Source organism: Polynucleobacter sp. GWA2_45_21, assembly GCF_001830325.1.
In the GTDB taxonomy this organism is placed as follows: domain Bacteria; phylum Pseudomonadota; class Gammaproteobacteria; order Burkholderiales; family Burkholderiaceae; genus Polynucleobacter.
In genome coordinates, this window is record NZ_MHZG01000015.1 from 32,779 (window position 1) to 55,663 (window position 22,885).

A 22,885-nucleotide genomic window follows, 5' to 3' on the forward strand; every position below is an offset into this window, starting at 1 on the left:
TTCGATATGGGTAAGGTCACTGGATTTATGGAGTTTGAGCGCGTAGAGGAAACCTACGAAGCTCCCGTTAAACGCCTCCACCACTACAAAGAGTTCGTTGCTGCATTAACGGATGAAGAGGCCAAAGTACAGGGCGCACGCTGTATGGATTGCGGCATTCCATTTTGTAATAACGGATGCCCAGTAAACAACATCATCCCTGATTTCAATGATTTGGTATTTCATAGTGATTGGAAGAATGCGTTGGATGTTTTGCAATCAACCAATAACTTCCCTGAATTCACTGGCCGTATTTGTCCTGCACCATGTGAGGCAGCGTGCACCTTAGGAATTAATAGTGATGCGGTGGGTATTAAGTCTATCGAGCATGCCATTATTGATAAGGGCTGGGAAAATGGTTGGGTTAAGCCGCAACCATCCAAAACTAAGACAGGTAAGAAGGTAGCTGTTGTTGGTGGTGGCCCTGCTGGCATGGCAACTGCGCAACAATTGGCACGCGTGGGCCATGACGTTACTGTATTTGAGAAGAATGATCGTGTCGGCGGGCTGTTGCGCTACGGTATTCCTGATTTCAAAATGGAAAAGTGGTTGATCGACCGTCGCGTTGAGCAAATGCAAGCCGAGGGTGTGAAGTTTGAGACTGGCGTATTTGTGGGTAAAGAGGCGATTGGCGCCGAAGTTAAAAACTATTCCACAAAAACTGTTTCACCTGATCAGTTGATGAAAGATTTTGACGCTGTTGTGATTAGCGGTGGATCTGAGCAGCCACGTGACTTGCCAGTTCCTGGCCGTGAGTTGAAGGGTGTTCATTACGCTTTGGAATTCTTGATTCCTCAGAACAAAGAAAACGCAGGCGATTTCAAAAACGAAATTTCTGCAGCTGGTAAGCATGTTGTTGTCATTGGTGGTGGTGATACCGGATCTGATTGCGTGGGCACATCCAATCGTCATGGTGCCGCCAAGATTACTCAATTTGAATTGTTGCCACAGCCACCAGAAACTGAAAATAAGCCTTTGGTATGGCCTTACTGGCCAACCAAGTTGCGCACTTCTTCATCACATGAAGAGGGTTGTGAGCGCGATTGGTCAGTTGCCACTAAGCGCTTTGAAGGTAAGGACGGCAAATTAGAGAAGCTCATTTGTGTGCGTTTGGAGTGGAAAGACGGCAAGATGACAGAAATGCCAAATTCTGAATTTGAGATTAAGGCAGATTTAGTATTTTTAGCAATGGGCTTTGTATCACCTGCAGCCCAGGTTCTGAATGCCTTTGGTGTTGAAAAAGATGCACGCGGCAATGCAAAAGCCACAGTTGATGGCCAAAATGCCTATCAAACCAATGTTCCAAAGGTCTTTGCTGCTGGCGATATGCGCCGTGGACAGTCTTTGGTGGTTTGGGCGATTCGTGAAGGTCGCCAAGCTGCTCAAGCAGTAGACGAGTATTTAATGGGGTCTTCTGTTCTGCCGCGATAATATCGAGGATATGAACAGTAGCCACTCCAACTCGGTGGAAGTGAAGCAAAAAACCTCTAGCGGTGGCCATGGCGAAGTTGTAGTTCAAATTAAGGACGTCAACTTTTCCTATGCTCCCGGGGAGCGGCAAATTCTCTCGGGACTCAATATGGAGTTCCGCCGTGGGCAGGTTGTTGCCGTCATGGGTGGTTCCGGCTGTGGCAAGACTACTATTCTGAGACTCATTGGCGGTCAATTCGCCGCACAGTCTGGACAAGTTTTATTTGAAGGCCAAGATATTGGCAAAATGAATGGCGCCGACTTAATGGCCGCCCGTCGTCGCATGGGAATGCTCTTTCAGTTTGGTGCACTTTTTACCGATCTGAGCGTTTTTGAAAACGTCGCTTTTCCTTTGCGTGAACATACCGATTTAAGCGAAGAGTTATTGCGCTCACTAGTACTCATGAAGCTAAATGCAGTTGGCTTGCGTGGCGCACGTGATTTAATGCCTTCGCAAATTTCTGGCGGAATGGCACGCCGTGTTGCTCTAGCAAGGGCGATTGCGCTTGATCCCCCTTTGATCATGTATGACGAGCCTTTTGCTGGCTTGGATCCAATTTCGTTAGGCATTACTGCGCGCTTGATCCGCAACTTAAATCAAGCTCTGGGTGCGACTAGTCTATTGGTGACACATGATGTTGAGGAAACATTTGAAATTGCCGATTACGTTTATTTCATTGCTAATGGTCGCATTGGTGCAGAAGGTACGCCAGAAGAATTGAGTCGCTCAAGCGATCCGTTTGTACGCCAATTCCTAGATGCCTCACCGGATGGTCCTGTGCCATTTCATTACCCAGGTCAAAGCCTTGCAGAAGATTTTGGGGTGAGCCTGAAATGAGTATCCTTCATAAGACCTTAGATCTTTTCGGTGACCTCGGTTTTTTTGTTCGTCGTAACTTAACGAGTCTTGGCCTTGCTGCTCGCATGTTTGCTGCAGTGATTTGGCGTTCCGGCTTTTTATTAAAAAGACCCCGTTTAGTTTCTGATCAGATTCTATTTGTAGGTAATCACTCCTTTGTCATCATTGCGGTATCTGGTTTATTCGTTGGTTTCGTCTTGGGTCTGCAGGGTTATTACACGCTCAATCGTTATGGCTCGGAACAAGCTCTCGGTTTATTGGTTGCGCTATCGCTCACTCGTGAATTAGGCCCAGTGATTACGGCTCTCCTATTTGCTGGCCGTGCTGGCACATCTCTCACTGCAGAGATTGGCTTGATGAAAGCCGGCGAACAGCTCAGTGCCATGGAAATGATGGCGGTAGATCCATTGAGTCGTGTGATTGCACCGCGCTTATGGGCGGGCATTATTGCGATGCCGATTTTGGCAACGATCTTTACAGCTGTTGGTGTGATGGGCGGCTACTTTGTTGGGGTGCCACTAATTGGCGTGGACTCTGGCGCCTTCTGGTCTCAGATGCAGGGCGGGGTAGATCTCTTCTCTGATATTGGTAATGGCCTGATTAAGAGTCTGGTATTTGGTGTGGCGGTGACCTTTATAGCGCTGTATCAGGGTTATGAGGCAAAACCTACGCCTGAGGGCGTATCACAAGCTACCACCAGAACGGTGGTGATTTCCTCCTTATCGGTTTTAGCATTGGACTTCTTGCTAACTGCAATGATGTTCTCGAATTAGAAAGAATAAACTGGGACTCTTATGAGAAAAAGTGCAATTGATATTTGGGTTGGAATCTTTGTAGCCATTGGTTTGCTGGCTGCTTTGTTTCTTGCATTAAAGGTCGGCAATATGAATGCTGTTTCTTTTGCGCCTACTTATAAAATCTCTGCCAGATTTGACAATATTGGTGGACTCAAGCCACGCGCACCAGTCAAGAGTGCAGGTGTAGTTGTTGGCCGTATTGCCAATATCTCTTTTGATGACAAGACCTATCAAGCAACCGTCACCATGACGATTGAAGATACCTATAAGTTTCCTAAAGATTCTTCTGCAAAGATTTTGACCTCAGGTTTGTTGGGCGAGCAATACATTGGTCTTGAGGCCGGTGGCTCCGACGATATGTTGGCTTCCGGGGATAAGATTACTCAGACGCAGTCCGCAGTGGTTCTTGAGAATCTAATCAGCCAGTTCTTGTACAACAAGGCGGCTGATAGCGGTCAAGACAAAGGTGCAGCCAAATAATGATGCTGGCAAAGCTTAAACGTATAGCACTGCTTGGTATAGTTGCTGGTATGGTTGGTTGTGCATCAATTCCTGCGGGCGTTGAGCCGTCCCCACAGGATCCTTGGGAGCCGTTTAACCGCTCCGTTTTTGAATTTAACGAGGGCTTGGATGCCTATTTGCTCAAACCAGTAGTTGCTGGATATCGTTTTGTCTTGCCGGAGTTTGTGCGTGACGGTATTTACAACTTCTTTAGTAACTACAGTGATATCTACACAGCATTACAGAACCTCTTACAGGGCAAACCTGACTATGCCTTTAGTGATTTGATGAGGGTGGTGGTCAATACCACCTTTGGTCTGGGTGGCTTGATTGATATGGCGACCCCTGGTGGATTGCCAAAACACAAGGAAGACTGGGGTCAAACCTTTGGTGTGTGGGGCATTCCATCGGGACCATATGTTGTTTTGCCATTCTTTGGACCAAGCAATGTGCGCGATACCTTTGGTACTGCGGCTGACATGGAGTCTGATTACTTATTTAGATTGCTGCCAGATGTTGCTCTTCGCAATAGCATTACTGGTTTGCGGGTAGTTAATGCCCGCAATACCTATTATGAAGCGGGCGATCTATTAGATGGAGCGGCTATTGATAAATATAGCTTTATGCGGGATGCCTATATTCAGCGACGCGAATATCAAATTAATGAAGGGCGGGAAGATAGGGAGCCCCTCATGCCGGTTTACGAAAACCCCTACGAATAAAGGCGGTCAAGCCCAGCCCGATTCCTTTAAGGGCTAAAATGAGCTTCAATGACCAGCATTAATCGAGGACACATGAAAAGCCATCAAACCATTCAAAAATGCTTTGCCGTATTGCTATCAAGCTTGTTTTTGTTTGCCGGCAGCGTCTCTGCGCAAGCGGTTGATCAGTCAACGCCAGACGGTTTGATTAAGACTGTAGTTTCTGACGTAATGGCCTCCGTCAAGTCTGATCCAGAAATTCAAAAAGGGAATATCCCGCGTATCGTGGAGTTAGTGGATAAGAAAATTGTTCCCTATACCGATATGCGCCGCACTACTGAAATGGCAATGGGACCTAACTGGAAAAAAGCTACCCCAGAGCAGCAGGCTCAACTGGTGAATGAATTTAAGAGTCTTCTAATTCGCACATATTCAGGCGCTTTAAGCCAATTGCGTGATCAGACAATTCAATTTAAGCCTTTGCGTGCAGCTCCGGACGATAAAGAGGTCGTTGTGAAGACTGTAGTGATTGGTCGTGGTGATCCCATACCGCTCGACTATCGCCTAGAAAAAACACCTAACGGCTGGAAGGTCTATGACATGAACATCATGGGTGTTTGGCTGGTAGAGGCGTATCGCAATCAATTCGCTAATCAGATTAGCCAGAATGGTGTCGAAGGTTTAGTGAAGTTCTTGCAAGACCGCAATAAGCAGCTTGCTGCTGTAAAGCCTGCAAATTAAAGACCTCACAAGATCAATCAAAGATAATTATCAGATGCCATTTTTATTGCCCATTTCAGTGACACAGAGCAACGTGCTGCAGTTGGAGAAAGATGGGCTTTTAAATCTTGCGTCATTACAAACCGTAGATTGCATCAATCTCAAAGATTTTGACTCCACCGTGCTAACAGTTTTGTTGGCATGGCAGAAAAAATTACAAGCGGATGGTCTACGGATTTCAGTAAAAAACGCACCAGAAAAATTAACTGTATTGGCTAGCGTATATGGCGTTGCTGAGTTGCTAGGTTTGTCATAGCATGCATGCAGCAATATCGATAAAAAACGTATCAAAAAATTATGGCGCCCTACAAGCGCTTGATGATGTCTCCTTATCAATAGAGCAGGGCGAGTTCTTTGGCTTACTTGGCCCTAATGGTGCTGGGAAGACAACGCTCATTTCCATTTTGGCTGGCTTAGTGACTGCGGATCGTGGTCACGCTGCAATTATGGGCGCTGATGTTCAGGGTCAATTTCGTGATGCTCGCCGGATGCTAGGGGTTGTGCCGCAAGAGTTGGTATTTGACCCCTTCTTTACGGTAAGAGAGACGCTGCAATTTCAGTCGGGCTATTTTGGCATTCGTCATAACGATGCTTGGATTGACGAGATCATGGCTAATTTGGATCTGACCAATAAGGCTGATAGCAATATGCGCTCCCTATCTGGCGGCATGAAGCGCCGAGTATTGGTAGCACAGGCTTTGGTTCATCGGCCGCCTGTGATTATTTTGGATGAACCAACAGCAGGTGTTGACGTAGAGTTGCGCCAATCTCTCTGGCAATTCATTAGTCGATTAAATCAAGATGGCCACACGATCGTCTTAACAACCCATTACCTTGAAGAGGCTGAGGCATTGTGTCAGCGCATTGCCATGCTCAAGCAAGGAAAGATTGTGGCTTTGGACACTACCGCCAATTTATTGAGTCAGTATGGCTCGGTGAAAAAGGATGGCGAGGGCAAGACGGATCTCGAAGATGTGTTTGTCAACATCATGTCGGGAGGCGCTCGATGAAATCCACTTTGAATAAATTACCCATTTCTTATGGCAGCGGCTTCCCAACATTGCTCCGCAAAGAAATTAAGCGCTTTTATAAAGTAGCATTTCAGACGGTTGCTGCGCCAGTACTCACTGCTGTTTTGTATTTAATGATTTTCGGACATGTGCTGGAAGGCAAAGAGGTCTATGGTCGCTTGAACTACACAGCCTTTTTGATTCCAGGCTTAGTCATGATGAGCGTGTTGCAGAATGCATTTGCGAATACCTCTTCATCACTCATTCAATCGAAGGTGACTGGCAATTTAGTCTTTGTTTTGCTTGCCCCTTTTAGCCACTTAGAGTTTTATGCGGCTTATGTCTTGGCTGCGGTGTTTCGTGGGATTGTTGTTGGCTCAGGCGTGCTCCTCATTACGGCATGGTTTGCTATGCCATCTTTTGAGTATCCTTTTTGGATCATGGCATTTGCTCTGTTAGGCGCTGCAATTTTGGGAAGCATGGGTTTAATTGCCGGTATCTGGGCGGATAAATACGATCAACTAGCTGCTTTCCAGAATTTCATCATCATGCCAGCAACAATGCTGTCGGGCGTGTTTTATTCGATTCATTCTTTGCCGGCAGCATGGCAGGTGGTATCTCACTTCAATCCATTCTTCTACATGATCGATGGTTTCCGTTATGGCTTCTTTGGAGTATCAGATATATCCCCTTGGAATAGTTTGGCCATTGTGGCCTGTTTCTTTGTCGTAGTGTCAGCGATTGCTCTGCGCTTACTGCAAAAAGGCTACAAGCTCAGGAACTAGCTATTGATCTTTCCTTAAATGCATATTGAAACATTGTTAAGAAATTAGAAATCAGGAGATTGTGATGTTGCCAACCCCAGAACAAATTGAAGGCTATATTCAGCAAGGCCTTGCATGTACCCATGTCAAAGTGGAAGGTGATGGACAACATTTTTTTGCCACGATTGTGAGCCCAGAGTTTGAGGGTAAGCGTTTGATTCAGCGGCACCAATTAGTTTATGGAGCTATGGGTGACCGTATGAAAGCAGAAGTTCATGCCTTATCAATCAAGGCATTTACTCCTGAAGAGTTCGCACAAAACACCCCAACTTAAAATACGACATTAGCTTTTTACTGGAATAGATTCATGGATAAATTACGAATGGTTGGCGGCACTCCGCTCAAGGGCGAAGTAGTGATTGCTGGCGCAAAGAATGCAGCGCTACCTATTTTGTGTGCTTGCTTGCTCACAGACCAGCCCATCACTTTGCGTAATGTTCCTGACTTGCAAGATGTGCGTACCATGCTCAAGCTCTTGCAAGAAATTGGTGTGACTGTCGCTTTTCCGGATGCGAATAATCGTAATTGCGTAGTACTAAACGGAGCCAATATTAAAAGCTCTGAAGCAACCTATGAGATGGTGAAAACCATGCGTGCTTCTATTCTGGTTCTAGGCCCCTTACTCGCCAGAATGCATAGTGCCAAGGTTTCTTTGCCGGGTGGTTGCGCTATTGGTGCACGCCCAGTGGATCAGCACATCAAGGGCTTAAAAGCCATGGGTGCCACCATTAAGATTAAGAGTGGTTACATTCAGGCAGAAACCAAATCTGCTACGGGTCGTCTGCAAGGTGCTTCTATATTGACTGACATGATCACCGTAACTGGTACAGAGAATTTATTGATGGCTGCTACTTTGGCATCCGGCACGACCATTTTGGAAAATGCTGCACGCGAACCTGAAGTAGGGGATTTAGCTGAGTTGCTCGTCAAAATGGGTGCGAAGATTACCGGTATTGGTACGGATCGCCTAGTCATTGAGGGTGTTGAGAAGCTCCATAGCGCAGAACATGCTGTGATTGCTGACCGAATTGAGGCTGGCACATTCTTATGCGCAGTTGCTGCTGCTGGCGGTGAAGTGCTAGTCAAGAACTGTCGTCCAGATACATTGGATGCGGTGATTGTGAAACTCAAAGAGGCTGGCTTAGAAATGGAAGTGGGCCCTGATTGGATCAAAGCCTCCATGAAAAGTCGCCCCAAGGCTGTGAGCTTCCGCACTTCTGAGTACCCGGCTTTCCCGACGGACATGCAGGCTCAGCTCATGGCGGTCAATGCTATTGCTGAGGGCAACGCCACCATCACTGAAACCATCTTTGAAAATCGCTTTATGCATGTTCAAGAGATGAACCGCCTAGGGGCTGATATCGCAATTGAGGGTAACACCGCTATTGCGCAGGGCGTTGAGAAGTTATCTGGGGCTATCGTGATGGCTACGGATTTACGTGCTTCAGCCAGCCTGGTAATTGCAGGCTTGGCTGCTCAAGGCGAAACCCAGGTAGATCGGATTTATCACTTGGACCGTGGATATGACCGTATGGAGCAAAAGTTGACCCTCTTGGGGGCCAACATTCAGCGGATCAAGTAAGCCTGATAGATAATTAGTCCATGAAGTTAACTTTAGCCCTCTCGAAGGGGCGCATCTTCGAAGAAACCGCTGAGATCTTATCTAAGATCGGTATTCGTCCGCTTGAGGATCCAGAAAAGTCACGCAAGCTCATTATTGAGACCTCCAATCCTGATGTCCGCCTGATTATTGTGCGTGCTTCAGATGTGCCGACCTATGTTCAGTTTGGTGGAGCTGATTTTGGAGTTGCCGGCCTTGATGTCTTAATGGAAAGCGGCACCGATGGTCTATATGTTCCTTTTGATTTGAACATCGCTAAATGCCGTATGTCAGTTGCCGTTAAAGAAGGCTTTGATTATGCGGCTGCAGTAAAGCAAGGATCTCGTTTAAAAGTGGCTACCAAGTATGTCAATTGTGCACGTGAACACTTTGCTAATAAAGGCGTACACATCGATACGATTCATTTATATGGCTCAATGGAGTTAGCTCCATTGGTTGGCCTTGCAGATGCGATTGTGGATTTGGTGTCCACTGGCAATACCTTGCGTGCCAATGGTTTGGTTGAGGTTGAACCAATCGCCGATATCAGTGCACGCTTAGTGGTTAATCAGGCTTCGTATAAGCGTAAGCGTACACAGTTGCAGCCATTCTTTGAATTGTTGAAATAAGCAAATATTCAAATGTCAGCGCAAGTTAAAGTCAAACGGCTGAATAGCAAAGATGCTGGGTTTAAAGAAACCCTGCTTTCAAGCCTTTCTTTGCCGATGGCAGATGATGAGGCGATTGATGCCGCAGTAGTCAAGATCTTGGCGCAAGTAAAAGCCAATGGCGACGTGGCGGTGCTGGATTTCACAAAACAGTTTGATCGTTTAAATGTTGCTAGAGTTACAGAGCTAGAGATTTCTCAAGAAGAATTAAAAAATGCCTATGAAGGCTTATCAGTAGAGCAAAAAAATGCTCTTGATATTGCTGCGCAGAGAGTACGCGCGTATCACGAGAAACAAAAGATCGAAGCAGGTTGTCACTCTTGGGAATATGAAGAGGCTGATGGCACGCGCTTGGGTCAAAAAGTCACGGCTTTAGACCGCGTGGGCATTTATGTTCCTGGCGGTAAAGCGGCTTATCCCTCTTCAGTATTAATGAATGCTATTCCTGCCAAGGTTGCTGGTGTAAAAGAAGTCATCATGGTGGTACCCACTCCTGATGGCGCTCGCAACCCCTTGGTATTGGCTGCTGCCTACTTATCTGGGGTTGATCGTGTCTTTACGATTGGGGGCGCGCAAGCTGTTGGTGCCTTAGCTTATGGCACGCAGACTATTCCGCCAGTGGACAAAATTGTTGGTCCCGGTAATGCCTATGTAGCAGCTGCTAAGCGCAGAGTGTTTGGTACTGTTGGTATCGACATGATCGCCGGCCCTTCAGAAATTTTGGTTCTCTGCGATGGTTCTAGTAATCCCGATTGGATCGCGATGGATCTATTTTCTCAAGCAGAGCACGATGAGTTGGCACAATCTATTTTGCTTTGCCCAGATGAGAAATTTATTGAGCAAGTGCAAGTAAGTATTAATAAGCTACTGCCCGAGATGCCAAGAAAGAAAGTGATTGAAGCATCGCTTGCTAATCGTGCTTTATTGATTCAGGTAAGAGATATGGGCGAGGCTTGTGAGATTGCCAATGCCATCGCTGCTGAGCATTTAGAAATTTGTGCAACTGAGCCACGTAAATGGGCTGAGTTGATTCGTCATGCTGGCGCTATCTTTATGGGCAACTACACCAGTGAATCTCTGGGTGATTATTGCGCAGGTCCAAATCACGTTTTACCAACAGCACGTACTGCTCGCTTTTCTTCGCCTTTGGGTGTGTATGACTTTATCAAGCGCTCAAGCATGATTGAAGTGAGTGAGGCGGGTGCTCAAACATTAGGTGCTGTCGCTAGTACTCTCGCTCACGGTGAGGGTTTAACCGCTCATGCCCGTGCTGCTGAGATGCGACTGAAAAAATAAACTTAGGCGCTTGCTAGAATTTCTTTCAGAGCTGCAATCAATTCATTTGTTTGATCATCCGTGCCAATAGTAATGCGCAGAAATTCTTCAATACGCGGTGACTTGAAGTGACGCACAATAATTCCACGATCGCGTAAAGCTTGATACAGCTTCACGCCGGCATGTTTTGGATGGCGCGTAAAAATAAAGTTGGCTGTCGACGGCAGGGTGTCAAAACCCAGCGAGGCCAGCTCATTCACTAAGCGCTCACGAGTGTGAATCACTTTTTTGCTTGTGGATTCCAAATGGGCTTGATCTTGGATTGCAGCAATTGCTCCTGCTTGAGCCAAACGACCAAGTGGATAGGAGTTAAAACTATTCTTTACCCGCTCCAGACCTTCAATGAGATCTGGATGCCCCACTGCAAATCCAACGCGCAATCCTGCTAGGGCGCGTGACTTAGAGAGGGTGTGGACGACTAGGAGGTTTTCTGGACACGAATTTCCGCGAAGCAGGGGAATGCAAGACTCGGTTCCGTAATCCACGTAGGCTTCATCAATCACCACTACGGAATCGGTATTTCTGCTCAACAGGGATTCAATATCTGATCGCGGAATAGCGCGACCAGTTGGTGCATTGGGATTGGGGAAAATAATTCCACCATTGGGGGTTTTGAAATCCCCTGTCTTAATCTCAAAATCAGGGCCTAGGGGGGCTGCTTGGTACTCAATCCCAAATAACTTGCAATAAACCGGGTAGAAGCTATAGGTGATATCTGGAAACTGAACGGGTTTGGTTTGTTTGAGCAGGCCTAAAAATACGTGTGCCAGGACTTCATCAGAGCCATTGCCTAAAAACACCTGTTTTGGGTCCAAGCCGTGTAAATCGGCAATAGCCCTCTTAAGAGCCGCACCTTCAGGGTCTGGGTAGAGCCTTAAATCATCCGTGTTTTGTTGATTTATAGCGGCTAGGGCCTTGGGCGATGGGCCATAAGGACTTTCATTGGTGTTGAGCTTTACCAGTCGCTGCATTTGCGGCTGCTCCCCGGGAACATAGGGGGTGAGGGTCTGAACAACGGGGCTCCAAAAGCGGCTCATGAGGGACTCTAGTCAAAAATCAGCAAAAATGAATAAACACCAGCAAATAAAATCAGCATTTATATCTGTAATAGGAATGATATTATGAGGCTTCAATCAACACTTCGCCTCGCGGCGCACTGAAGCATGCGGCAAGCCGACGTTACCCGAAACACTTCGGAAACCAAAATTCAAATTGCTATCAATTTAGATGGCACAGGTAAAGCTGAGCTAGCCTCTGGCGTACCATTCCTAGACCATATGTTGGATCAAATTGCCCGTCACGGCATGATCGACCTTAAAGTGGTTGCTAAGGGCGATACCCATATTGATGATCACCATACTGTTGAGGATGTGGGCATTACCTTGGGTCAGGCATTTGCTAAAGCGGTAGGCGATAAAGCGGGCATCACTCGTTACGGCCATTCTTATGTGCCTTTGGATGAAACCCTTTCTCGTGTTGTTATCGACTTTTCTGGTCGCCCAGGCTTAGAGTTCAACGTCCCATTTACCCGCGCACGTGTGGGTGACTTTGATGTTGATCTCAGTATTGAGTTCTTCCGTGGTTTTGTGAATCACGCTGGCGTAACTTTGCACATCGATAATTTACGCGGCATTAATGCTCACCACCAGATTGAAACCGTGTTCAAGGCTTTTGGACGTGCATTGCGCATGGCTCTGGAGCTTGATCCACGCGCTTCTGGTGTTGTTCCTTCTACTAAGGGCAGTCTCTAATCTAGAAAATTTCTAGTGTTGAGTAGAAGACTGTCAACAAACTACAGAACATAGGCTAACAATTGGCGCAAACCATTGCGATCGTTGATTACGGAATGGGTAACCTACGTTCCGTGTATCAAGCCTTTCATCATGTGGCTCCAGATGCGAATGTCCTGATTGCGCACACCCCTGAAGAAATTATCTCTGCAGAGCGGGTGGTGCTCCCAGGGCAGGGTGCTATGCCCGATTGCATGAAGCATCTCCAAGAGTCTGGTTTATTGGAGGCGCTATTAGATGCCGCTAAAAATAAACCCTTACTAGGCGTTTGTGTGGGTGAGCAAATGCTATTTGATCAAAGCGCTGAAGTGCGAGCCAACTCTAATGCCGCCTGGACACCTTGCTTGGGATTGATCCCGGGTGAGGTCAGACGTTTTGAATTAGCTGGCAAATTACAGCCAGACGGTTCTGCTTACAAAGTGCCCCATATGGGTTGGAACCAAGTGCGTCAGGATCGTCAGCACCCAATATGGGATGGCATACCTGACTTGACCAGCTTTTATTTTGTACATAGTTACTATGTTGTGCCGCAACGCAAAGAAGATATTGCGGGCTCAACTGAATATGGCGATTGGTTTACTTCTGCCATTGCAAGGGATAATATTTTTGCAACACAATTTCATCCGGAAAAGAGTGCAGAATACGGATTAAAGCTATACAAAAATTTTGTTTCTTGGCAACCTTAATACTTCTCTAAGCTACCGCTATGCTGCTGATTCCCGCGATTGACCTAAAAGATGGCCACTGCGTTCGACTCGAACAAGGTGACATGGATAAAGCCACTGTGTTTTCTGAAGATCCAGGTGCGATGGCTGCGCATTGGATTAGTAAGGGCGCACGTCGTTTACATCTCGTCGATTTGAATGGTGCATTTGCTGGCAAGTTGAAGAATGAGTCTGCGATTAAATCTATTCTCAAAGCGGTAGGCGATGAGATACCAGTTCAGCTGGGTGGTGGTATTCGTGATCTCGAAACGATTGAACGATTATTAGATGACGGTATTAGTACAGTCATTATTGGTACTGCAGCAGTAAAGAGTCCTGGCTTTGTGCAAGATGCCTGCACTGCCTTTCCTGGCCACATCATGGTGGGTCTGGATGCCCGTGATGGCAAAGTCGCAACAGATGGTTGGAGCAAGATCACCGGCCATGAAGTAATTGATCTCGCAAAAAAGTTTGAAGATTACGGTGTTGAAGCAATCATCTATACCGACATCGGCCGGGATGGCATGATGAAGGGCATCAATATGGATGCCACGATTAAATTAGCCCAAGCTATTCGGATCCCGGTGATTGCCAGTGGCGGTCTATCCAATAATCAAGATATTGAAGCCTTATGTGAAGCCGAAGCTGAAGGCGTCATGGGTGTTATTGCTGGACGCTCAATTTACGCTGGCGATTTAGATTTAACTGCAGCACAAAAATATGCTGATGAGTTAACTCTGAAGTTTGCTAAGAAAATTATTTAGATTGTTTAATAGTGCTCACTAAACGAATTATTCCTTGCCTTGATGTCACGGCAGGGCGCGTTGTGAAAGGCGTGAACTTTGTTGGGCTTCGTGATGCGGGCGATCCTGTCGAGATTGCCAAGCGCTATGACACACAGGGTGCTGACGAGTTAACCTTCTTAGATATCACGGCAACCTCAGACGGTCGAGATCTGATATTGCACATCATTGAAGATGTTGCATCTCAAGTATTTATTCCTCTGACTGTTGGTGGTGGTGTGCGCGCGGTAGCTGACGTGCGGCGCTTGCTGAACGCTGGCGCCGATAAGGTGAGCATGAATTCATCTGCGGTAGCGAATCCAGAATTGGTGTCGGATGCAGCTGCGTATTACGGTTCGCAGTGCATCGTGGTTGCCATTGATGCTAAAAAAACGGAAGCAGGCAATTGGGAGGTTTTTACCCATGGGGGTAGAACTGCTACTGGTATGGATGTTGTTGCATGGGCTTCTGAAGTGGCTAAGCGTGGTGCGGGGGAAATTCTTCTCACCAGCATGAATCGTGATGGTAGTAAAGATGGTTTTGATTTGGGCTTAACTGCCGCGGTGAGCGATGCAGTGAGCGTTCCAGTGATTGCCTCTGGCGGCGTAGGTAATTTGCAGCACTTGGTCGATGGCATTACCAAAGGTCATGCCGATGCAGTTCTTGCAGCCAGTATTTTTCATTATGGTGAATACACTGTTGGTCAAGCAAAAGAATATATGGCGAGCCAGGGTATTCCTGTTCGCATTTAAGTACAGATAGATGCACTAAGAAAATCATTCGAAGATGAGTATGAAAAATTCCTTCACTCCAGTTGAATCCCTAGAGGCCGGCGCATGGCTTGAGGCCGTAACTTGGAATGAGCAGGGCTTAGTTCCGGTAATCGCTCAGGAAGTCGGCAGTAAAGACATTTTGATGATGGCTTGGATGAATCGTGATGCTTTATTGGCTACCTTGCGCTTAGGCGAGGCGGTGTATTGGACGCGTTCAAGGCAAAAGTTGTGGCACAAGGGTGAAGAATCCGGTCACACCCAAAAAGTAAAAGAAATTCGCCTTGATTGTGATGGTGACACTATTCTTTTAATGGTTGAGCAGAAGGACGGAATTGCTTGTCATACTGGGGAACATAGTTGTTTCTTTCAGGAGTGGGATCCAATCAGTTCAAATTGGCGAAAAATCAGCAAGATCTGACATAAATCATTAGTTTTTAAGATTTTCTTTAAACCCCTTATGATTTAAAATGATATATACTTTGATATATACCAAGGGGTTCAAATGATGAGTCAAACAGCAAAAGTCTTTATGAATGGGCGCAGTCAGGCTATTCGCTTACCGGCCGCCTTTCGTTTTGAGGAAAAAGAGGTGTTTATTCGGCGTGACACCAAAACTGGCGATTTAATTTTGTCTAGAAAGCCGGAAAATTGGGATGATTTTTTTCTAGCTTTGAAGGGCGGGGGTATTCCAGCAGACTTTTTGAGCCCCGAAGATCGAAATCAAGGCTCGCAAAATCGAGATCCTTTTGTAGGAATCGATAAGTAATGAAATACATGCTCGATACTAATACGGTAAGTAGTTTCATAAAAGAAAATCCAAAAGTAAGCAAAAGAATCTCAAGTCTGCCTATGGATAGATTATGCTTATCTGTGATTTCTGAAGGTGAGCTTTTATACGGTTTGGCTAAAAAACCAAATGCCCTTAATCTTCACAGAGCGGTTCGAGAGTTTTTAAAGCGAGTTGACGTGTTGAGCTGGGATAGCGATGTAGCTGAGTGTTACGGCTCTTTAAGGTCACAATTAGAGGCCTCAGGAAATTTACTTGGTCCGCTTGATATGCAAATTGCCGCACATGCCTCTCAGGTTGGCGCTGTTCTAGTGACAAATGACCAAGCATTTAAACGGGTTCATAAATTAAAGGTAGAGGACTGGACGCTATAGTCTTACTAGAACGCTTCAATGAACAACATTAAAAATTTAGATTCCGCTTTGTCTCATCTGGCTGATGTAGTAGACCAGCGACGTGATGCATTTAAGGCCGGCCAAGCTGATCCCAAGACCTCTTATACAGCCCTACTCTTTTCCAAGGGAGATGACGGTATTTTGAAAAAAATTGGTGAAGAGGCTACCGAAGCAGTCATGGCTGCCAAGGATGCTCGAAATGCCAATTTAGCCCCTGAACAACAAAAACTCTTGATAGGCGAGATGGCGGACCTCTGGTTTCATTGCCTAATTGCCCTTTCTCAGTTTGGTTTGAGGCCAGAAGACGTGATTACTGAGTTAGAGCGCCGTCTCGGCACCTCAGGCATCGAAGAAAAAGCCGCCAGAAAAGCTGCAAGCAAGGAGTAATTGATGTCCCACGACCCAAATTGCCTATTTTGTAAGATTTCCAAGGGTGAAATCCCATCCCAAAAAGTGTACGAGGATGAGGAGATTTATGCCTTTAAAGATATTAATCCTGCCGCCCCTGTCCATTTTTTGATGATTCCTAAAAAACATATCCCTATGCTGGAATCTGCAGAAGTGGCTGATGCGCCATTGCTAGGTAGAATGATGGAGTTAGCACCGCGTCTCGCCAAGGAGCAGGGTTGCCGTCCTGGAAAAGATGGCGGCTTTAGATTGGTAGTGAATAATGGTGCAGATGGTGGGCAAGAGGTTTATCACTTGCATTTGCATGTGATGGGCGGTCCGCGCCCCTGGAAAAAATAGTCCGAGGAGATTAAAAATGGGTTCATTTAGCATTTGGCATTGGTTAATTGTTTTAGTAATTGTGATGTTGGTATTCGGTACCAAAAAATTGCGCAATATCGGCACAGATTTAGGTGGTGCTGTTAAGGGTTTCAAAGATGGCATGAAAACGCCTGAGGGAACTGAAGAGCCAAAAGAGCAAATTCAGAGTGCTGCTACATCACCAGAGAAAACTGTGGATGTTCAGGCAAAAGACATCAATAAATAATTGTTGATAGAAATAATGCGTAGCTGCAATGATTGATCTCGGAGTTTCAAAGCTTGCACTCATTGCAGTAGTTGCATTGGTAGTGGTCGGCCCGGAGCGACTTCCAAAAATTGCCCGTATGGCGGGTAACTTATTTGGAAGAGCGCAGCGCTATATGGCTGATGTCAAATCTGAAGTCAGTCGACAGATGGATGTAGAGGAGTTTAAGAAACTCCGCGAAGAAAGTGTCTCTGCCTTTAAAGATGTTGAGAACTCTATTCAATCTGCTACTCAAGAAGCTGGCGCTAATCTTAGCGATCAAGCAGACATCTTTGAAAATCATTTTACGAGAGCTCCTCTTGATGAAAAAGAAGTACTGCAAAAATCGATACGCCAAGGTCGAAAGAGTTGGGGTGTGAAGCGCGCTGCTAGACCTGTTTGGTTCAAGCATTCGACTGGTATGCGCACAAGAGTTCAGTCTGGGGCTGCACGGATGAAGCGCTTTCACCACAGCGCGGGCAAATAAATTAGCCCAAAGAAAAGTAAATACGAATATCAATGACGCAAAATAATTCAACAGAAGATTCCGGACTACAAGAATCCTTCTTGTCACATTTATTTGAGCTGCGTGATCGCATCATCAAGTCAGCGATTGCAATTATTGTAGTTTTCGTTTCCTTAGTTTATTGGGCGCCAGATATTTTTCATTTGTTTGCCCAGCCACTGCTTCAAGCATTGCCCGCAGGCGGCAAGATGATTGTGACTGATGTGACTGGTTCATTCTTTGTGCCGATGAAGGTCACGATGTTGGTTGCTTTCTTGATTGCTCTGCCAGTAGTGATGTATCAGTTATGGGCGTTTATTGCCCCCGGCCTTTATCAGCATGAGCGTAAGTTGATAGTGCCTTTGGTTATCAGTAGCTATAGCCTCTTTATTTTCGGGATGGCTTTTGCTTACTTCTTAGTTTTCCCAACGGTATTTCAATTCATGGCTAGCTATAACGCCCCCTTAGGCGCTGAAATGTCGACTGATATTGATAAATATCTTGGCTTTGCAATGACAACCTTTTTGGCCTTTGGCATTACCTTTGAGGTTCCGGTTGTTGTGGTGGTGCTGGTTCGCATGGGCATGGTCCAACTAGCCAAACTTAAGGAGATTCGTCCTTATGTGATTGTTGGCGCTTTTGTGATTGCAGCAATTGTGACGCCACCAGATGTGTTGTCTCAATTACTGCTAGCTGTACCTATGTGCTTGCTTTACGAACTCGGGCTTCTGATCGCTCGTTTCTATATCCCTAAGTCGACAGACGACGAGGCTGGCACAACAACAAACCCAGATACTCAAGCAACCGTTTGATCTTGTGAGAAGGTAGTAGTCAGCCACTCAGTTACTCGATCAAATCGATAGCGTCTTTGTCTTAAATTACCTTCTAAGTCTGATTCGCTTCCAGCAAATACTTTTCCCGCTGCAAGCAAAGAGCGACGCTGCTGTGTGGTATCAATCTGAATTAATCTAGGCAGTATCTTTGGTAGCTCGTGGCGAATATCGACAACGACACAATGTTCGTGCTGTAACTGCCCAACCTCGCACAGTAATAGCTCAGCCTTGCTCAAATTAAATTGATTGGCGATGATGAGTCGGTGACATAGCAAGATCCACTCTTCATCTAATTTGTGTTCGGCGTGATGGTTTAATGCCTTTTCAGCATAAGTAGCTAATTCAAACCAATCATTGTTCTTTGGGCTGGAGACATTCTCCAGAATTTTCCCAAGTAATTCTTTTGCTTCGGGAACGCCTTGTTGGTGTGCTTGCCAAATCCAATAAGAAGCTTGCAGGCCACGAACCTTCTCTTCAACTTTTTCGCGTTTGCGCCAGAGGTTGGCGCCTCTTTTGAATTGAGCCACTGGATGACCTAAATCTGCCGCACGATCAAGACAGCGATCACTCTCAGCCGCGTTGTAACCAGAGAATTGCGGACGGCGGTAAATTTCACCTAAAGCAAACCAAGCATCACGATCACCATCCTTTGCTGCAAGCTCTAACCAGTAGGCTGCTTTTTTGAGGGAGGCATTGGATTTGCTACCACTCACCCCAGTAGCATCTTTTGAAGCAGAATCAACTTCATTGAATTGCGCTAGGCGTAATCCCAGTGTCAGTTTGGCAATCGTTAGCCCAAGTTCTGCTGCTTGTATCAGTGCTGCCTCATTTTTATCAGAGAGCCAGGCATTCCAAAGTGAGGAGAGCGCTTCATCTTTTGGCTGTAGCTTAATGAGTAGTTCTTTTGCATTGTTAGTAAATGGTGTTTCAGAATCTGCCAGACCCAATAAAAACTCTTTTGCTTTCTTTTGCAGAGACAGAAAGTCATCACCACCTTTGCCTTGCTTCAAAAGCCAGTTAGAGAGCTCAGCCTGTAAGTCTTTTTTAGCGGGATTCAGTAAAAGTTCTGCAAGCTGCCATTGCGCTACGTAACTTGCATCAATATTGGCCTTAGCTAACTTCCAGAATGATTCCCACCCAAAAGTAAATGCCGGTGAATTAAATGTTCCCTCCAGTGGAACGGTCGAGATTTGCTCCAGCATCTCCAAAATCTCTGGGGAAGAGCTATCTAAGACAGCAATTTCAGCATCACTTGAGCTCAACTGGCTAACTAATTGATTTTGAATGGAAAAATAAGATTTTTCTAACCAAATCAGGGCATTAGCAGGCTGGATTGGGGTTTTAAAAGCACCCGTAAGATAAGCGGAGGCTAAATTTTGTTGCGCAGAAACGTCACCAATACGGGCTAATTGGAGGATTTTTAGGAATTCACGGCTTGCCATATGACAATTTTGGCATTCCAGGCCTTAAAAAGACAGAAATCAAAGCCCTTGTTGTCCTGATACAACGAAGAAAGCCAAAAAACTGCCTTTTGACAAGCAAAAAGAGCTCCTAAATACCCTGACCCTCAGTCTGGCAGGGCAAAACAAGCAAAATTCGTAGGTCCCAGTTTTATTTGGGCATTACTTTCAATTTATGGAGATTTAAAGAATGAAAAAATCGCTATTAGCAGTTGCAGCAATGACAGCATTTGCTGGCGCAGCTCAAGCTCAGTCATCAGTGACTGTTTACGGTATTTTGGATGTTGGTTATGTTGGCGGTAACGCTAAGTCAACCGCAGCTGGAAAAAACTCCGCTGAAACTGTCAGCCTCGTTGGACAGTCAGCTGAAACAAGTTCCCGTTTAGGATTTAAGGGCACTGAAGATTTGGGCGGCGGCACTTCTGCTTTCTTTACATTTGAAACAGGTTTGAGCCCTAACTCAAGCACAGTTTCTACTTGGAATAACCGTCAAGCATTTGTTGGCTTGAAGAAGAATGGCCTTGGCGCTGCAATGATTGGTACACAGTACACCCCAATCCACACAGCAATTGGTAAAACATCTGCCGGTCAGTACAACAACATCGTTGGCGATGTAATTTACCCACAGTCTTCTGGTTTGAATGCTGCAAACGCATCCAATGCAAACCAAAACAACATTGGTTACACCATTCGCTCTAACAACATGTTAAAGCTCGAGTCAGACACATTTGCTGGCTTTAAAGGCACAGCATTTTATGCAGCAAACAATAAAAATGAAAACCAAGGCGCTAACACAACTACTTACGCCCTTGATCCAGCATCGTCTACACCGGCTGTTAAAGCTACAAATGTAGGCGTTGGTGGTACAACCAACGTTACAGGTTATGGATTGGGCGTTGATTACACTTGGAAGAAATTATTGGTATCGGCTAATTACCAATCCTTCAAAAACGAAACTGACTCCAGCCTAACAGCAACTGTTGCTGGCGTGAACTCAACTGATAACCAAATGTACGCTGCTGCTGCATATGATTTCGGCATCTTGAAGGCTTTTGCACAGTACAGTAACCGTAAGATTACTTCCAACCTGAACAGCAACCAGTATTTCAAGCGCTCTGCACAGCAGATCGGTGTTCGTAGCTTCATTACACCAAAAATTGAAGGTTGGGCTTCTGTAGGTAACGGCCGCAATCAAGCGTTTGGTCTTGGCGAGCCAACAGCAAACTTTACTGGTTACCAGTTAGGTTCGAACTACTGGCTCAGCAAGCGTACAAACTTGTATGCGATTTTTGGTGCAAGCCAAACTTCAAACGTTAGCTCGATCGCAAGCTCTGCTAACAATAGCTACAATGCAAACAACTATGCTCTTGGCGTACGTCACACTTTCTAATTGGATGCTAGCTTAGGCTAGTTGATAATTAGTTTGGCATCACTTAACCCACTGTGGCAACACAGTGGGTTTTTTCTTTACAGAACTCACTACACGCTAGCAACTTTACTTCGCTGTTGATTAAGTTTGACCTGTTGTTGACGGATACGTTCTTGCTTTACACGCTGTTGTGCTTGCCGAACCTGTGCTTGCATAGTTTTGATACGCTGCTGCTCTGGTGTTGGCGGTTTAATCACTTCTGAGATGCGCATGTTAGATCTCCGCAGGAATGCTGATGACATTACCTGCACCAAATAGTGCTTGCAGTATTTTCGTGGCGAACGTGGTGTTTTCTGCATACACCACAGTGGTTACTACAACACCGCTTGCTCTCACAGTTGCACGAAATTGTTTCATAACAATATTTATTGTGTTGTTGTTTGCTGATGTGCACACAACGCGAAAGCATCTTGGCATAGTGTCTCGTCTTTAAAACCGGGGTTCTTGTCAGCGCACTAGATAATTGCAAAACCCAGTGAATTCAGCAAGATTTCAGTCATTTCGCAAACCCCGCACGCAGTTTTGTTGCAGCAGCATCAATTTGTGTATCTAGTTCACCAGCAAGTACAGCAGTTTTAATTGCATCTAGTGTGGCAGTTAAATCTTTAGCTTGTGCCACTTCCACTGCAAATTTGCCACGTGCAAGTTCCAATACGCGACTACCGTAACGCACGCTAATTGCCAACTTTCCAGTCTGTGTTGTAAACCACCACGGTTTGACGGTGACATGTTGTTCGATTTGTTTGCGTAAGCCAGTTTCCGTGTCTGTGTACGACTTGAACTTGGCAACACGGAACTGCATACCTTGTTCCTCCGCTTTAGCCAATTCAATCTGTTGCCAAACCCGTTTTGCCAGTTTGTTTCTGCGTTGTACCACTTGCGGAATTTGTTGCGGTTTGCGTGCATCTGTTAGTTTTAATGCTGAAAGTGCGGATGTTGTCATGATGTCAGCTCCTTTAGTTATGTTGACAGCACAACTGTATTTTCGGATTAGTGCATTGCGCGACCGAAATCTGCTTGATCACATCAATTTGCCCAAAATCTTCTAAAACCACCTAATAACGCATCACATTTAATGAGCTAATGTTTGGTCAGTGCTAAATACTTGCATGGATGATTTAACTTACACGCTAAACGCACGTACCCATAAAGATACCGCTAAAACGGATATATGGATTGCACAGCAACACATCACTGCCAAGCAATTTATGGATGCGGATGTGCAAACCTGCTTGTTGCAAGCGCAGAAAATGGCACGTATTACCATTCAGCACCACGCACGCTATCTATGTACGTACAACACCACGGTATTAAATGGGTTTTTACAGAAAATGGCATTTGGCAAGTCGCGCAGCAAACTGCGTGAGCAACATGCCCGTGCTGTATTTCGGATATGCGCACAGGTTAACCGTAAGTTATATCAAACAGCAGATAGACGCTGCACAAAGAAAGGTCAAAAAACCAGTTTGTAATATAACGGCTAATGAGACTGGGCTTGTTGCATCAACACAGTAGATTGCGGTGCAACGCATAAGCAGATAATGCCATGGGTTAAGCAGTTCCCGTTCATACGCAAACCAATGCGTGTAATGGGTTGGGAGTTTCAAACATCTTTCTCCCGTAAAAACCAATCTACTGTGTGTGCAGGGACTTTTTACCGTCAAGCACCATGCAACGACTAATAGCGACAGAGTATTTCTCCGCTATAGCCGTTGTATGACTAGAACATTCTCCGTCAAGCTAACTGCACCAAAAGCAACTGCGTTGCTTTCGGCTTTCTTTTATCATGTGATAAATTATTCACAGAAAACGGTGTGAGCGAAAACGAAGT

Annotated in this window: 32 protein-coding genes; 27 read left to right on the forward strand and 5 right to left on the reverse strand. The window is 45.7% G+C overall.

Annotated features, from left to right (window positions below):
- Window positions 1-6: 6 nt before the first annotated feature.
- The 13 genes from A2X74_RS10030 to hisD all read left to right on the forward strand — a co-directional run bounded on the left by A2X74_RS10030 (window position 7) and on the right by hisD (window position 10,545).
- Entirely contained in the window at window positions 7-1,470 is a 1,464-nt protein-coding gene (locus tag A2X74_RS10030) for a glutamate synthase subunit beta (protein ID WP_293625704.1), read from the forward strand.
- A gap of 10 nt (window positions 1,471-1,480) precedes the next feature.
- The gene (locus A2X74_RS10035; RefSeq protein ID WP_293625706.1) at window positions 1,481-2,347 is read left to right on the forward strand and encodes an ABC transporter ATP-binding protein; all 867 of its coding nucleotides are present in this window, start codon (window positions 1,481-1,483) and stop codon (window positions 2,345-2,347) included.
- Window positions 2,344-3,141: a lipid asymmetry maintenance ABC transporter permease subunit MlaE gene (gene mlaE / locus A2X74_RS10040; protein WP_293625708.1), complete on the forward strand. Its 798-nt coding sequence runs from the start codon at window positions 2,344-2,346 to the stop codon at window positions 3,139-3,141. Before A2X74_RS10035 ends, mlaE begins: the two co-directional genes overlap by 4 nt.
- A gap of 21 nt (window positions 3,142-3,162) precedes the next feature.
- Window positions 3,163-3,645 carry an outer membrane lipid asymmetry maintenance protein MlaD gene (gene mlaD, locus A2X74_RS10045; protein ID WP_293625710.1) on the forward strand — a complete coding sequence of 161 codons (483 nt, stop codon included), beginning with the start codon at window positions 3,163-3,165 and terminating at the stop codon, window positions 3,643-3,645.
- A 2-nt stretch (window positions 3,646-3,647) separates the two neighbouring features.
- The gene (locus A2X74_RS10050) at window positions 3,648-4,388 is read left to right on the forward strand and encodes a VacJ family lipoprotein (protein WP_293625712.1); all 741 of its coding nucleotides are present in this window, start codon (window positions 3,648-3,650) and stop codon (window positions 4,386-4,388) included.
- Between the two features lie 72 nt (window positions 4,389-4,460).
- Entirely contained in the window at window positions 4,461-5,108 is a 648-nt protein-coding gene (locus tag A2X74_RS10055; protein ID WP_293625714.1) for an ABC transporter substrate-binding protein, read from the forward strand.
- Between the two features lie 34 nt (window positions 5,109-5,142).
- The gene (locus tag A2X74_RS10060; protein ID WP_299765556.1) at window positions 5,143-5,403 is read left to right on the forward strand and encodes an STAS domain-containing protein; all 261 of its coding nucleotides are present in this window, start codon (window positions 5,143-5,145) and stop codon (window positions 5,401-5,403) included.
- A 1-nt stretch (window position 5,404) separates the two neighbouring features.
- The gene (locus A2X74_RS10065) at window positions 5,405-6,157 is read left to right on the forward strand and encodes an ABC transporter ATP-binding protein (RefSeq protein WP_363925357.1); all 753 of its coding nucleotides are present in this window, start codon (window positions 5,405-5,407) and stop codon (window positions 6,155-6,157) included.
- Window positions 6,154-6,942 (forward strand): ABC transporter permease, encoded by a 789-nt coding sequence (locus A2X74_RS10070; RefSeq protein ID WP_293625718.1) that lies wholly within the window; start codon window positions 6,154-6,156, stop codon window positions 6,940-6,942. The genes A2X74_RS10065 and A2X74_RS10070 overlap by 4 nt, the downstream gene beginning before the upstream one ends.
- A gap of 64 nt (window positions 6,943-7,006) precedes the next feature.
- Window positions 7,007-7,255, forward strand: a complete 249-nt coding sequence (locus A2X74_RS10075; RefSeq protein ID WP_215334184.1) for a BolA family protein — start codon at window positions 7,007-7,009, stop codon at window positions 7,253-7,255.
- Between the two features lie 33 nt (window positions 7,256-7,288).
- Window positions 7,289-8,563 (forward strand): UDP-N-acetylglucosamine 1-carboxyvinyltransferase, encoded by a 1,275-nt coding sequence (gene murA / locus A2X74_RS10080; protein WP_293625720.1) that lies wholly within the window; start codon window positions 7,289-7,291, stop codon window positions 8,561-8,563.
- Window positions 8,564-8,583: 20 nt separating this feature from the next.
- A complete protein-coding gene (gene hisG / locus A2X74_RS10085; RefSeq protein WP_293625722.1) occupies window positions 8,584-9,210 on the forward strand; it encodes an ATP phosphoribosyltransferase in 627 nt (208 codons plus the stop codon).
- 12 nt (window positions 9,211-9,222) lie between these two features.
- Window positions 9,223-10,545: a histidinol dehydrogenase gene (hisD, locus tag A2X74_RS10090; RefSeq protein ID WP_293625724.1), complete on the forward strand. Its 1,323-nt coding sequence runs from the start codon at window positions 9,223-9,225 to the stop codon at window positions 10,543-10,545.
- A 2-nt stretch (window positions 10,546-10,547) separates the two neighbouring features.
- On the opposite strand, the gene hisC is transcribed toward hisD, so the two are convergent.
- Window positions 10,548-11,621 carry a histidinol-phosphate transaminase gene (gene hisC, locus A2X74_RS10095; RefSeq protein WP_293625726.1) on the reverse strand — a complete coding sequence of 358 codons (1,074 nt, stop codon included), beginning with the start codon at window positions 11,619-11,621 and terminating at the stop codon, window positions 10,548-10,550.
- A gap of 126 nt (window positions 11,622-11,747) precedes the next feature.
- Here hisC and hisB point away from each other — a divergent pair, with 126 nt between their 5' ends.
- The 12 genes from hisB to tatC all read left to right on the forward strand — a co-directional run bounded on the left by hisB (window position 11,748) and on the right by tatC (window position 18,144).
- Window positions 11,748-12,335: an imidazoleglycerol-phosphate dehydratase HisB gene (gene hisB / locus A2X74_RS10100; RefSeq protein WP_062307133.1), complete on the forward strand. Its 588-nt coding sequence runs from the start codon at window positions 11,748-11,750 to the stop codon at window positions 12,333-12,335.
- Between the two features lie 62 nt (window positions 12,336-12,397).
- A complete protein-coding gene (gene hisH, locus A2X74_RS10105) occupies window positions 12,398-13,060 on the forward strand; it encodes an imidazole glycerol phosphate synthase subunit HisH (RefSeq protein WP_293625728.1) in 663 nt (220 codons plus the stop codon).
- Window positions 13,061-13,080: 20 nt separating this feature from the next.
- The gene (gene hisA / locus A2X74_RS10110) at window positions 13,081-13,842 is read left to right on the forward strand and encodes a 1-(5-phosphoribosyl)-5-[(5-phosphoribosylamino)methylideneamino]imidazole-4-carboxamide isomerase (RefSeq protein WP_015420287.1); all 762 of its coding nucleotides are present in this window, start codon (window positions 13,081-13,083) and stop codon (window positions 13,840-13,842) included.
- 11 nt (window positions 13,843-13,853) lie between these two features.
- Window positions 13,854-14,612, forward strand: a complete 759-nt coding sequence (hisF, locus tag A2X74_RS10115) for an imidazole glycerol phosphate synthase subunit HisF (RefSeq protein WP_293625730.1) — start codon at window positions 13,854-13,856, stop codon at window positions 14,610-14,612.
- A gap of 40 nt (window positions 14,613-14,652) precedes the next feature.
- Window positions 14,653-15,051 (forward strand): phosphoribosyl-AMP cyclohydrolase, encoded by a 399-nt coding sequence (hisI, locus tag A2X74_RS10120; RefSeq protein ID WP_293625732.1) that lies wholly within the window; start codon window positions 14,653-14,655, stop codon window positions 15,049-15,051.
- Between the two features lie 87 nt (window positions 15,052-15,138).
- Complete coding sequence (gene vapB / locus A2X74_RS10125; RefSeq protein WP_293625734.1) at window positions 15,139-15,399, forward strand: type II toxin-antitoxin system VapB family antitoxin; 261 nt, start codon at window positions 15,139-15,141, stop codon at window positions 15,397-15,399.
- 8 nt (window positions 15,400-15,407) lie between these two features.
- Window positions 15,408-15,794: a type II toxin-antitoxin system VapC family toxin gene (locus tag A2X74_RS10130; RefSeq protein ID WP_293625803.1), complete on the forward strand. Its 387-nt coding sequence runs from the start codon at window positions 15,408-15,410 to the stop codon at window positions 15,792-15,794.
- Window positions 15,795-15,812: 18 nt separating this feature from the next.
- A complete protein-coding gene (locus tag A2X74_RS10135; protein ID WP_293625736.1) occupies window positions 15,813-16,202 on the forward strand; it encodes a phosphoribosyl-ATP diphosphatase in 390 nt (129 codons plus the stop codon).
- A 3-nt stretch (window positions 16,203-16,205) separates the two neighbouring features.
- Window positions 16,206-16,562: a histidine triad nucleotide-binding protein gene (locus tag A2X74_RS10140; RefSeq protein WP_215302379.1), complete on the forward strand. Its 357-nt coding sequence runs from the start codon at window positions 16,206-16,208 to the stop codon at window positions 16,560-16,562.
- Window positions 16,563-16,578: 16 nt separating this feature from the next.
- Window positions 16,579-16,809: a Sec-independent protein translocase subunit TatA gene (gene tatA, locus A2X74_RS10145; protein ID WP_293625739.1), complete on the forward strand. Its 231-nt coding sequence runs from the start codon at window positions 16,579-16,581 to the stop codon at window positions 16,807-16,809.
- Between the two features lie 28 nt (window positions 16,810-16,837).
- Complete coding sequence (gene tatB / locus A2X74_RS10150; RefSeq protein WP_114654272.1) at window positions 16,838-17,314, forward strand: Sec-independent protein translocase protein TatB; 477 nt, start codon at window positions 16,838-16,840, stop codon at window positions 17,312-17,314.
- 32 nt (window positions 17,315-17,346) lie between these two features.
- On the forward strand, window positions 17,347-18,144 hold the full coding sequence (gene tatC / locus A2X74_RS10155; protein WP_293625743.1) for a twin-arginine translocase subunit TatC: 798 nt from the start codon (window positions 17,347-17,349) through the stop codon (window positions 18,142-18,144).
- On the opposite strand, the gene A2X74_RS10160 is transcribed toward tatC, so the two are convergent.
- On the reverse strand, window positions 18,129-19,607 hold the full coding sequence (locus A2X74_RS10160) for a sel1 repeat family protein (protein WP_293625745.1): 1,479 nt from the start codon (window positions 19,605-19,607) through the stop codon (window positions 18,129-18,131). The two genes, tatC and A2X74_RS10160, sit on opposite strands and share 16 nt — an antisense overlap.
- Window positions 19,608-19,815: 208 nt before the next feature.
- Here A2X74_RS10160 and A2X74_RS10165 point away from each other — a divergent pair, with 208 nt between their 5' ends.
- Entirely contained in the window at window positions 19,816-21,015 is a 1,200-nt protein-coding gene (locus A2X74_RS10165; RefSeq protein WP_293625747.1) for a porin, read from the forward strand.
- 89 nt (window positions 21,016-21,104) lie between these two features.
- On the opposite strand, the gene A2X74_RS10170 is transcribed toward A2X74_RS10165, so the two are convergent.
- The 3 genes from A2X74_RS10170 to A2X74_RS10180 all read right to left on the reverse strand — a co-directional run bounded on the left by A2X74_RS10170 (window position 21,105) and on the right by A2X74_RS10180 (window position 21,997).
- On the reverse strand, window positions 21,105-21,266 hold the full coding sequence (locus A2X74_RS10170; protein WP_293625749.1) for a hypothetical protein: 162 nt from the start codon (window positions 21,264-21,266) through the stop codon (window positions 21,105-21,107).
- A gap of 1 nt (window position 21,267) precedes the next feature.
- Complete coding sequence (locus tag A2X74_RS10175) at window positions 21,268-21,411, reverse strand: hypothetical protein (RefSeq protein WP_293625751.1); 144 nt, start codon at window positions 21,409-21,411, stop codon at window positions 21,268-21,270.
- A 139-nt stretch (window positions 21,412-21,550) separates the two neighbouring features.
- The gene (locus tag A2X74_RS10180; RefSeq protein ID WP_293625753.1) at window positions 21,551-21,997 is read right to left on the reverse strand and encodes a DUF6641 family protein; all 447 of its coding nucleotides are present in this window, start codon (window positions 21,995-21,997) and stop codon (window positions 21,551-21,553) included.
- 166 nt (window positions 21,998-22,163) lie between these two features.
- On the opposite strand from A2X74_RS10180, the gene A2X74_RS10185 reads away from it, so the two are divergent.
- On the forward strand, window positions 22,164-22,526 hold the full coding sequence (locus tag A2X74_RS10185) for a hypothetical protein (RefSeq protein WP_293625755.1): 363 nt from the start codon (window positions 22,164-22,166) through the stop codon (window positions 22,524-22,526).
- The last annotated feature ends 359 nt before the right edge of the window (window positions 22,527-22,885 follow it).